3 protein-coding genes and 1 pseudogene are annotated in these 4,616 nt (G+C 47.3%); all 4 read left to right on the top strand.

Annotation, left to right across the window (positions count from 1 at the left end; translation table 11 throughout):
• Nucleotides 1-58: 58 nt before the first annotated feature.
• Nucleotides 59-2,677, top strand: a pseudogene (locus tag QUA90_RS30050) (CHAT domain-containing protein); the annotation flags it as partial.
• A 49-nt stretch (nucleotides 2,678-2,726) separates the two neighbouring features.
• Nucleotides 2,727-3,380, top strand: coding sequence for a tetratricopeptide repeat protein (locus QUA90_RS30045; RefSeq protein WP_333448754.1), 654 nt, complete (start codon nucleotides 2,727-2,729; stop codon nucleotides 3,378-3,380).
• Nucleotides 3,322-3,453, top strand: a complete 132-nt coding sequence (locus tag QUA90_RS30635; RefSeq protein ID WP_445300158.1) for a M48 metallopeptidase family protein — start codon at nucleotides 3,322-3,324, stop codon at nucleotides 3,451-3,453. Before QUA90_RS30045 ends, QUA90_RS30635 begins: the two co-directional genes overlap by 59 nt.
• 22 nt (nucleotides 3,454-3,475) lie before the next feature.
• Nucleotides 3,476-4,561 carry a leucine-rich repeat domain-containing protein gene (locus QUA90_RS30040; RefSeq protein WP_333448753.1) on the top strand — a complete coding sequence of 362 codons (1,086 nt, stop codon included), beginning with the start codon at nucleotides 3,476-3,478 and terminating at the stop codon, nucleotides 4,559-4,561.
• Nucleotides 4,562-4,616: the final 55 nt, after the last annotated feature.

Below are 4,616 nucleotides of genomic sequence, written 5' to 3'. Positions count from 1 at the left end.
ATCATTATTATTCACTTAGATTTCTATACAAAGAGGTATTGACAAAATATACTCCCTTCTAACTTGTTACGAATGGTCCCTTCCCCTATTGCGGGCAACAGGCGATCGCAGCGGGGAAGCGAACACCCTCAACAACATCGGCAGTGTCTACTCGCGATTGGGAGAAAAACAGAAAGCGCTGGAGTATTACAGCCAGTCCCTTCCCTTGAGTCGGGCAGTAGGCGATCGTGGCCGGGAAGCTATTACCCTCGTTAGCATCGGCAGTGTCTACTCGCGATTGGGAGAAAAACAGAAAGCGCTAGAGTATTACAGCCAATCGCTTGCCCTGTATCGGGCCGTGGGCGATCGCGGTGGGGAAGCTACCACCCTCACCAACATCGGTCAAGTATACTCAGAATTGGGAGAAAGACAGAAAGCGCTAGAGTATTACAGCCAGTCGCTTCCCCTGAGTCGGGCAGTAGGCAATCGCAGTGGGGAAGCTGCCACCCTCACCAGCATCGGTCAAGTATACTCAGGTTTGGGAGAAAAACAGAAAGCGCTAGAGTATTACAGCCAATCGCTTGCCCTTTTTCGGGCTGTGGGCGATCGCAGTGGGGAAGCTGCCACACTCACCAGCATCGGCGTAGTCTACTCAGAATTAGGAGAGCAACAGAAAGCGCTAGAGTATTACAGCCAGTCACTTCCCCTGAAACGTGCAGTAGGCGATCGCGCTGGGGAAGCTAGTACCCTCAACAACATCGGCAGTGTCTACTCAGAATTAGGAGAGCAACAGAAAGCGCTAGAGTATTACAGCCAGTCGCTTCCCCTGAAACGTGCAGTAGGCGATCGCGCTGGGGAAGCTGTCACCCTCAACAACATCGGCAGTGTCTACTCAGAATTAGGAGAGAAACAGAAAGCGCTAGAGTATTACAGCGAGTCGCTTCCCCTATTGCGGGCAGTAGGCGATCAGGCTGGAGAAGCAGTCACCCTTTACAACATGGCTGTTAGCAAACGCGATCAAGGAAATCTTACCGAAGCCCTCAACGACTTTGAATCCTCTCTCAAAATAATCGAAAACCTCCGCACCAAAATTGCCAGCCCTGAACTTCGCAGCTCATACTTTGTGACAGTACAAAACTACTACGAATCCTACATCGATTTGTTAATGCAACTGCACAAAACTAATCCTAAATCCGGTTACGATACCAAAGCCTTAGAAGCTAGCGAACGTTCGAGGGCCCGCAGTCTCCTCGAACTCCTCTTTGAAAGTAACGCCAACATTCGCGAAGGTATTTCCCCCGATTTACTGCAACAAGAAAAGAGCTTGCAACAGCAACTCGATGCCATTGAAAAGCAGCGCATCGCAACAATCAGCAGCCCCAACCCTAATCCAACTAAAATCGCTGAAATCGACTCTGGGCGCCTCGCACTTTTGCAACAATATCAGCAACTTCAAACCAAGATTCGTACCGCTAGTCCCCGCTACGCAGCCCTCACCCAACCCCAACCTTTAACACTGCCAGAAATTCAGAAACAGATTCTCGATAAAAACACTATTTTATTGCAATATTCCCTTGGCAAAGACCGCAGTTATTTGTGGGTTGTGACATCAACAGGAGTAACCAGCTATGAATTACCAAAACGCGCAGCCATTGAAACAGCAGCAAAGGATTTCCTAGAGGCAATAACTAACCCAATCCAGAGAGATATTCCCCAACAAGTTGCCCAAGCAAGTGCAAATCTGGGTCAAGTGATTTTACAGCCCGCAGCAGCCCAATTAGGAAACAAACGCTTATTAATTGTTGCTGACGGCGTGCTGCACTATACTCCTTTTCAAGCTTTAACCCTTGCCCCAACCGCCGGAGAAAACACCAATGTTCCCTTAATTGCCGAACATGAAATTATTACCCTGCCTTCGGCCTCAAGTCTCGCTATTCTCAGGCAAAATTACGGAGACAGAAAACCGCCCACCAGAAGTTTAGCAATTTTAGCCGATCCTGTTTTCAGTCCTGACGATGAAAGAATTAAAGGAAAAATCACCCACGCAACAACAGAAAAATTAGAAGCAAATAACCTCGGTTTAAATCGCTCGCTTCGTGCTTCTAATCGGCAATGGCCGCCCGAACGCCTCCCATTTACCCGCCAAGAGGCCCAAACAATATCCAGCTTATTCCCCCCAGCTTTAAGCAGTCAAAAGATTGATTTTGATGCCAATCGCACTACCGCCACCGACGGCAGTTTAGCTAATTATCAAATCGTTCACTTTGCCACCCACGGCATTGCCAACAGCAAAAATCCCGAACTTTCAGGAATTGTGATGTCGATGGTAGATGACAAGGGCAATCTTGTCAATGGTTTTTTGCGCCTTACCGATATTTTTAACTTGAAACTGGCGGCAAATTTAGTAGTTTTAAGTGCTTGTCAATCAGGAAGGGGACAGAATGTTAAAGGCGAAGGAATGGTGGGATTAACAAGGGGTTTTATGTATGCGGGGGCGCAGCGGGTGGCAGTGAGTTTGTGGAATGTGGATGATGAGGGAACTTCTGTGTTAATGCAAAAGTTTTATCAAAAAATGGTGCAACAAAAGTTAGCGCCGGCGGCAGCTTTGAGGGCTGCACAGATTGAAATGATGCAGCAGGAAAAATGGAAATCGCCCTATTATTGGGCTGCTTTTACCTTGCAAGGGGAGTGGAAATGATATAGCGGACATAATATCACTTCTTCCTGCTTTTACAATAAGCGAGCTAGTGATTAAGATTGACAAAAATACAAAAGGGGTGGCTATGTTCGATCGCGCTCAATGGTTTTTGACTGGTATGTTGCTCGAACTTTCGGTTCAGCTAAGTCAGCCAGTAGCAGCCGTGCCCGTTGGTAAAGTCGTACAAACAGCACAAACTAACAGTAGCAACGCTGCTGAAACAGCTTTAGAAGAAGGAATACAACTCTACCAACAAGGAACGGCGGAAGCTTTAAGAGGTGCGTTCACCAAGTGGGAAGAAGCCTTAAAGCTATATCGGCGAGCAGGCAACAATAGAGGGCAAGCATTTAGCCTCCTTGGTCTTGGCAGAGTCTACAATGATTTGGGAGAAAAGCAGAAAGCGCTAGAGTATTTTAGCCAGTCCCTTCCCCTGAGTCAGGCTGTGGGCGATCGCACCCCGCAATCGCTGGAACCCAACTTTTCCCAAAAGCGCGATCACCTTCACCCCCTTTTAGACACACAGATTGCTGCTTTTGTCGATCGTGTTGGAGCCTCTCCCCGCTCGGTTCAGGTACGCGAGCTAGGCGACCGTTGGGGTTCCTCCGGATACGAAGAGGATTTATTTTTTCACGCTCCGTGTGGCAATGCTACCGCGAGTGATGATAGAGTATGTGGTTATTCACGAGCTGGTGCATCTGATTGAACCGCATCATACGAATGCGTTCTGGGATAGGGTGGAGCGGATTGTAAGTGATTGGGGCGCTCGTAGACAGTAGTTAGCTAAGAATGGGGCGAGTTATGACCTTTAGAGATGGGTTAGACGTGAGAGCGATCGCACTACGTATGAAAATTTTCTGCACTCTTCACCCAAATATTTTCCTCATCAGCCAACCAGCCTTGCCTATCGTTGGGCTGCTCAGCACTTTGACGCTTGTGCAGTTGGTTTCATCTTCTCCTGCCGATGCTATTCCCCCCCAACAGGCAACTGCGCCTAGAACCTTTGCTGATTGGTGTTTGGATAGAAATAACCTGAGTGTGCAGACACGCCACACTGTTGATGCCCTATTGCAAGTGGCTCAAACTACTGATTGTCATCAGGCATCGAAGCTTCTTTCAACTCGCACCACGCTTTTCCTCGGTTACAATCCAATAACTGACCTCAAACCCTTGTCAACACTCACCAACCTGACTGAACTTTTCCTCATAAGTAATCAAATAACCGACCTCAGACCCTTATCTTCCCTAACTAACCTGATTCGACTCTACGCCTACGATAATCAAATAGCCGACCTCAAACCCTTGTCAAAACTCACCAACCTGATTCGACTCGATCTCAAAAACAATCAAATAGCCGACCTCAGACCCTTATCAACACTCACCAACCTGACTTTCCTCGGTCTCGATAACAATCAAATAGCCGACCTCAAACCCTTATCAAAACTCACTAATCTGGCTGAACTTTCCCTCGCTAACAATCAAATAACCGACCTCAGACCCCTATCTTCCCTGACTAACCTAATTAAACTCTACGCCTACAACAATCAAATAGCCGACCTCAAACCCTTGTCAAGCCTTACCAACCTGACTTCGCTCGGCCTTAAGAACAATCAAATAGCTGACCTGAAGCCCTTGTCAACACTCAGCAACCTGACTTTCCTCGGTTTCGATGACAATCAAATAGCCGACCTCAAATCCTTGTCAACACTCATCAACCTAACTGACCTCTCCCTTAACAACAATCAAATAGCCGACCTCAAACCCTTGTCCAAACTCACCAACCTGGTTCGAATCGAGCTCGAAAACAATCAAATAGCCGACCTCAAACCCTTATCAACACTCACCAACCTAACTGAACTCTGGGTGCATAAGCTGTTGCACATTTAAACTGTGATACAAGCATTACCCTTATTTTTAATTTTGCGACCCCATTTAATTATTA

The organism is Microcoleus sp. D3_18_C4, from assembly GCF_036702355.1.
GTDB lineage: Bacteria > Cyanobacteriota > Cyanobacteriia > Cyanobacteriales > Microcoleaceae > Microcoleus.
The sequence above is the reverse complement of the archived record's forward strand: the minus strand, read 5'-3'. Positions and strand labels throughout refer to the sequence as shown.